Here is a 6,380-nt window from a genome sequence, read left to right on the forward strand (position 1 = left end):
GGGTTTATACCTCAGGGTTAAAACTTAGCCGCCAAAGCGACCAAATAATTAATTTTATTTCAGCCTTTATTATCTTGCAAGTTTTTTGCAAGCATCGTTTTTGCTTAGATAAAATTTATTCGTTTTAGCTAAATCATAAGCTTTTTTATGATACTTTTACATCTTCTACCCGCCACCTGCACTGCTACCATTATGAAAGGTAAGAGTACAGCTCTCATAGATATTTGCTTAAATTGATTTTAATTTCACCCGATACTTTACGACGAAAAAATTTCAAAATTTAGCCTTAAATTTATCGTCATTTTGCTATGATTAGTGAAAAATAATGAAAGCGTGAATGCGTAAATGATAATCTCTGCCGGACGAAATGAAATTTTTGACTTTGCCCTGCCCATGGGCGTAGGGCTAGTGGATATGAGTATAAATTTGACTAAATTTTTATGCGAAAATAGGCAAAGCTTGCCGAGTGAAATCATTTTCGTGGGTTCTGCAGGGCTATATAAAGAGGGTGAAATTCTAAAAATTTATGAAAGCAGATCGGCTGTAAACTGCGAGATATCGGCGCTTTATGAACTTTCATACTCTCCAATTAACTATGAAATTATAGCTGGGGATTCTGCCGATGTTTCATATGAAACAATAACTAATAGCTCAAATTTTATCACGACCGATAAAGAATCCGCGCTAAAATTCTTTGAGCGAGGTTATTTTTTAGAAAATATGGAATTTTTTGCGGTTCTTAAGGTAGCTCAAAAATTTCAAATTCCCGCTTACGGAATTTTTTGTGCGACGAATTTTTGTGATTCAAACGCTCACGCAGATTTTTTAAAAAACCACGCCGCCGCAAAAGAAAATTTAACTAAATATCTAAAAACCAAGGCATTAATTTGAAAAATATCTTTGATTTTACGATGAAAGAGCTTGAAAATTTCATCGAACCAAAATTTAGAGCCAAGCAAATTTACGAATGGGTTTACAAAAAGAACGTGGATGACTTCGCACAAATGCTAAATCTACCAAAAGAGATCCGTCAAAGTTTAGCTCAAAATTTTTATTTAGATCCACTTGAATGCGTCAGATCCGAAACAAGTAGCGATGGCAGTATCAAATACCTTTTCGCTCTCAAAGACGGCAAGACGATCGAAAGCGTTCTGCTACCGATGAAGGATGAGCTGCGAGATGAAAACAAAAAAGTTGTAAGACACGCGCGCTACTCAATCTGCGTAAGTTCGCAAGTGGGTTGCAAAATTGGCTGCACCTTTTGCCTGACAGCAAAAGGTGGCTTCGTACGGAATTTAACTCCAGGCGAAATCGTGGCTCAAATTTGGCTCATCAAGAAAATGAACGCTATCCCGTACGAACGCCGCGTCAATGTCGTATATATGGGGATGGGCGAACCGCTTAATAACCTAGACAACGTTGCCAAAGCCGTGCAAATTTTAAAAGAAAACGACGGACTCGCCATAGCGCCGCGTCGCCAAACGATAAGTACAAGCGGACTTTCTACGCAGATAAAAAAGCTTGGCGAAATGGATCTTGGCGTGCTACTTGCAATCTCGCTGCATGCAGTGGATGACGAACTGCGTGAAAAACTAATGCCGATAAATCGCGCCTACAATATCGCATCGATCATGCAGGCGGTGCGCGAGTTCCCAATCGATCTGCGAAAGCGCGTGATGTTTGAATACCTAATGATCGATGGCGTGAACGATCGCCCAAGCGATGCCAAAACGCTAGTGAAGCTTCTGCACGGCATTCGCGCAAAAGTAAATCTGATCTATTTTAATCCGCACGAAGGCTCAAGCTTTGGCAGACCAAGCCCCGAAAATATGGTGAAATTTCAAGACTATCTATGCGCGCACGGTATTACCTGTACGATCCGCCAGAGCAAGGGGCTAGATATCAGTGCGGCGTGCGGACAGCTCAAGCAAAGAAACGAGAAAAATAAAATTCCGACTCAGAACAGTATCGGTACCGATAAAATTTCGAACAAGTAGAGGAAAAATTCGGCGATTATTTTCAGATCATAAGGCAGATCAGTAAAAAATTTATAAAGGAGTAGCAATGGACGCGCAAAAAATAATGGATGAGAACAGCATCTTCTTAAACAGATCGCTACTTAAAAAATCCTAGATTACAAACGCTGAAATCATCCGCGAATTCCTTCTTATCTACCCTTAACATTTCGAATTTTCATAGAAATTAACAATTACAATCCAAGTCTCATGCCAATATCTTGCGATATTTCTATTGTTTGTTTTTGTTCTATGCTACGGTCTATGCCCAAACCAAGTACCCTCTTGCAATATTCCCCAAAAGAAGCAACTACCGTTTTGCTCCCCATGCTTGCTATTAATGCCGAGCTTTCTAAATTAACAGAGCTTCCCGCTCCACCCTTTTGCTTAAATAGGAAATTAGCGTATTCGTCAAATTCTTTTTTAAATATTCCATGTTCTTGATTGTATTTTTTAAAAGAATCAACATCGGATTTAAAATCTTTTATGCTACCGCCCAACTTATCTTGAAGCATCCAATATTTATGCGCTCTGAGCTCAAATTTACCGTAATTTTCGCTACCGAAAATAAATATATGAAACCCGTTGTCTAGCCAAGTTGAATTATATGCTTTTATGGCCTTAGCGCTTTTTTCCCAATATAGCCATCGCAAAATAAAATCGTCTTAAAATTTTCAAATGACCATAGATGAGAAATTAATAAATTAAACGCCGTTGTAATCACAAAATTGTATAAAAACCAGCAAAAGCAAAATCCTAGTCATAAAAATAATCGCCGCCACCTCAAAATTTTATTGAGTTGCTTAAATTTTACCGATTTTAGCAAGATTATAAAACTCTCTCGCGGCATCGAATTTGCTTTTTATCTCGTATCGTTCGCCGCCTAGTTCAAAGCGGATTGCATTCGCGTGCAGCAACAATCTCGGCGCTCCCGTCGTTCTGATCCGCTCTGTCTCATCCATCTTTTTATCCAATATCCGCTCCGCTTGCTCGCGCGAAAGCCCGTACAGCGGCTCTCCCAATATCGGCGCACCCGCGGCAAATAGATGCAGCCTGATCTGATGCTGCCTACCCGTCAGCGGATAGCACTCAATCAGGCTAGCGTCTATGTCCGAGAAATATCGCAGCGGGCGTATCAGCGTGATCGCCTCTTTTCCGTCGCGCGATATTTTCATACGAATTTTAAGATCGGCAAACTCGTCGCTAGGAGCGATCGGAGCATCAATCACAAACCCCTCAAAATCCTTTAAAAATTTCAGTTTCTCGCTAAATTTTGCGTATTTTGCAGGCTCAAATTTTTTAAAATTTACGCAGCCCATAGAAGTAGCTGGCAAAGATTTAGCCACAGATAAGGCGCAAGGTTTATGTCCGTTATCCGCGCTACTCATCGCGATAGCGGGTTTAAGCTTATCACTCACGCCGCAGGATAAGGCATCAAATTCAGATCCGCTGTCAACATCGCCAGCAGGAGCGCCAGATTCAAATTTAGCTTGCATGCCGTCAGATAGAGCATCGCACCATAATCTCCTACTCGCACTATTAGACAAGATATTAAATCCAAATTTATTGCCTACTCCTTTTAGAGCTAGTGTATCGCGCAGATCCGATACGCTACTTGGTAAACTCACAGCATCGCCCGCAAATTTTGATCCGCAAATTTCATACGAACCTAGCGCATAGCAATTCTCTATCTCGCCATTGCAAGCAGCACTTTGCAAATCCCCTCGTACGAGCGCTAGATAGCTTTTCATCACTCTACGCTGTTCGAAGCACTCTTTAAGCTCGCGCGCCGCGTCTTTATCCTTAGCGACGATAAGAATTCCGCTGGTTTCTAAATCAAGCCTATGCGCCACGCACGCGTCCTGCCCGTATAGCGACCAGATCTCGTCATACATATTATAAGGCGAGTTGCGCCCGCTCGGATGGCTTAAAATTCCACTCGGCTTGTCAAATGCCGCAAACGCATCGCACTCAAAGATCGGCTTCAGTCCGCGCGGCTCGCATTTGTAATCGATCAAAAAAATTTCTCCGTGCGCGACGGAGTTTTTATGCAAATTCTGATCCTCTGCATCGGTTACGCGGTGCTTGTCGCAGATGCGCTGCGCGGATTTCATATCGTATCCGAGGCTAAGCAGAATTTCGTAAATTTTGCGCCCCTCAAAGCTTCCCAAGCTTCTTTTCTCATAACCCATATTAAACTTTCAGCCCTATTTTTATATAATTTTTGCCATCATTATACAAGAAATTCTAACCGAAAGGCTACTAAAATGGTCGAAAGATACGCAAGAAAAGAGATGTCTGAAAAATGGAGCTTGCAAGCCAAATACGACGCGTGGCTAAAAGTCGAGCTCGCGGCGGTTAAGGCGTGGAATAAACTAGGTCTAATAAGCGACTGTGATAAAGATAAAATTCTACAAAACGCAAGCTTTAGGATCGAGCGGATAGATGAGATCGAAAAGACCACCAAGCACGACGTGATTGCATTTCTAACGAGCGTGAGTGAGAGCCTTGGGCAGGAGAGCCGCTTCGTGCATTACGGCATGACTAGCAGCGATTGCATCGATACCGCCGTTGCACTACAAATCAAAGAAAGCATGGAGCTTATCATTGAGGATGTGCAAAATTTAAAAGCTGCGATAAAATCTCAAGCCATGAAGCATAAAATGACACTGATGGTCGGGCGCAGCCACGGTATCCACGGCGAGCCGATCACTTTCGGACTCGTGCTTGCGGTCTGGTATGATGAGATAAATCGCGCGCTAGAGCTTTTGCAACACGCAAAAAGCGTTATCAGCTACGGCAAAATAAGCGGTGCGATGGGGAATTTCGCCCACGCTCCACTAGAGCTGGAAGAGCTAGTGTGCGAATATCTGGGGCTAAAGCCCGCTCCCGCGTCCAATCAAGTCATCCAGCGCGATCGCTACGCACAGGTAATGAGCGCACTTGCGATCCTGGCTTCCAGCTGCGAAAAGATCGCTATCGCAATCCGCCACTATCAACGCACCGAGGTTTATGAGGCAGAGGAATTTTTTAGCCCAGGTCAAAAGGGCAGCTCTGCGATGCCACACAAACGAAATCCTGTCCTTAGCGAAAACGTAACTGGACTATGTCGTATGATCCGTAGCTTCGCAATACCCGCGATGGAGGACGTAGCGCTATGGCACGAACGCGACATCAGCCATAGCTCAGTCGAGCGATTTATCCTCCCTGATGGCTTTATAACCGCCGATTTTATGCTAAATCGCTTGACAAGCTTGATCGAAAAACTGCTCGTATATCCCGAAAATATGATGAGAAATCTAAATTTAACCGGTGGGCTCGTGTTTTCGCAGCGCGTGCTGCTAGAGCTGCCTAAACGAGGAGTTAGCAGAGAGGATGCTTATAAAATCGTGCAGCGTAATGCGATGAAGGTCTGGGCGGATCTGCAAGAGGGCAAAAAAGCTATAGATGAGCAAGGGCATAGCCTATTTTTACAAAATCTGCTCGCAGATACAAAGCTGCGAGAAAAGCTAAGCGAAAGCGAGATCAAAGAGTGCTTCGACTACGGATATTACACCAAAAATGTAGACGCGATTTTCGCTAGGGTTTTTGGCAAATAGCAGGCACGGCGACTTGCTATTTTAAAGCTCCGAGCAAGCCTATAAAATATAGCGAAGCGGCTAGAAATTTATGTTTGCGCCGAAATATTTTAAAAACAGCGATTGAAATTTTAAAATTTTTACAAAGACAAAATTTTAGTAAAAGCGCAGCGCTTGCGGATAAATCTGGTATCTAAATCCGCACGGATCGTGCGCCACTACTTTTACCGTGAATTTATAAAGGTAAAATTCTACGCTTGCGGCTAACATCAGAATCGTAAAATTTAATGCTTTAAAACGGTAAAATTCTTAGACGCAGTAGTTTTAGAATTTTACCGCAAAATTTAAGTGCTAATCCCGAAAATGTAAATGCGAGATTTCCATAAAGCAAACAGGACCAATTCGCCTCTAAATCAACTGCCATTAAAGCGCAATCCTTTTACGTGCTCGCTTAGCATTTTGCCTATGGCAACCAACCAAATTTTAATGATTTTATGGTGCTTCTACGTTGGCTCAAGCTAGGAGTCGTGAGATATCCGAAGCAATTATGAAACAAATTTAAAGTGGCAAATGGAGACATTAATAAAATTCCGCTTTTTCAACTTGAGATTTTAACGATTCTTAGAAAAAAGCGGATTGAGTAAAATTTCATAAATTCCATCAATTTAAGCGCTTAACAGATAGCACTAAAAATAGGAAATTAAGCTTGCGTAATGATATTTTTAAAAATTTTAAAATTTTATATGCGCAAGCGGGTAAAATTTGACGTCTAGTACCGGCAGCACCC

At 42.1% G+C, this 6,380-nt stretch carries 5 protein-coding genes; 3 read left to right on the forward strand and 2 right to left on the reverse strand.

The features are described 5' to 3' along the window. Positions 1–345 precede the first annotated feature (345 nt). Together Q0256_RS04495 and rlmN are read left to right on the forward strand one after the other, a co-directional pair. Positions 346–891 carry a purine-nucleoside phosphorylase gene (locus Q0256_RS04495; RefSeq protein WP_297960447.1) on the forward strand — a complete coding sequence of 182 codons (546 nt, stop codon included), beginning with the start codon at positions 346–348 and terminating at the stop codon, positions 889–891. Further along, positions 888–1,997 carry a 23S rRNA (adenine(2503)-C(2))-methyltransferase RlmN gene (gene rlmN, locus Q0256_RS04500; protein WP_297960449.1) on the forward strand — a complete coding sequence of 370 codons (1,110 nt, stop codon included), beginning with the start codon at positions 888–890 and terminating at the stop codon, positions 1,995–1,997. The genes Q0256_RS04495 and rlmN overlap by 4 nt, the downstream gene beginning before the upstream one ends. Positions 1,998–2,209: 212 nt before the next feature. Here rlmN and Q0256_RS04505 read toward each other — a convergent pair whose 3' ends face one another. Continuing rightward, positions 2,210–2,668, reverse strand: a complete 459-nt coding sequence (locus Q0256_RS04505; protein WP_297960452.1) for a hypothetical protein — start codon at positions 2,666–2,668, stop codon at positions 2,210–2,212. 150 nt (positions 2,669–2,818) lie between these two features. After that, positions 2,819–4,207 (reverse strand): pseudouridine synthase, encoded by a 1,389-nt coding sequence (locus Q0256_RS04510; RefSeq protein WP_297960455.1) that lies wholly within the window; start codon positions 4,205–4,207, stop codon positions 2,819–2,821. 75 nt (positions 4,208–4,282) lie between these two features. Here Q0256_RS04510 and purB point away from each other — a divergent pair, with 75 nt between their 5' ends. Further along, positions 4,283–5,614, forward strand: coding sequence for an adenylosuccinate lyase (gene purB / locus Q0256_RS04515; RefSeq protein ID WP_297882648.1), 1,332 nt, complete (start codon positions 4,283–4,285; stop codon positions 5,612–5,614). Positions 5,615–6,380 lie beyond the last annotated feature (766 nt).

The sequence above is a fragment of the uncultured Campylobacter sp. genome (genome assembly GCF_937949835.1).
Classification (GTDB): Bacteria; Campylobacterota; Campylobacteria; order Campylobacterales; family Campylobacteraceae; genus Campylobacter_B.

Bases quoted from the DNA above. Each gene is read 5' to 3' on its own strand.
- Q0256_RS04510 (WP_297960455.1), bottom strand. From the start codon at position 4,207: ATGGGTTATGAGAAAAGAAGCTTGGGAAGCTTTGAGGGGCGCAAAATT.
- Q0256_RS04495 (WP_297960447.1), top strand. From the start codon at position 346: ATGATAATCTCTGCCGGACGAAATGAAATTTTTGACTTTGCCCTGCCC.
- purB (WP_297882648.1), top strand. From the start codon at position 4,283: ATGGTCGAAAGATACGCAAGAAAAGAGATGTCTGAAAAATGGAGCTTG.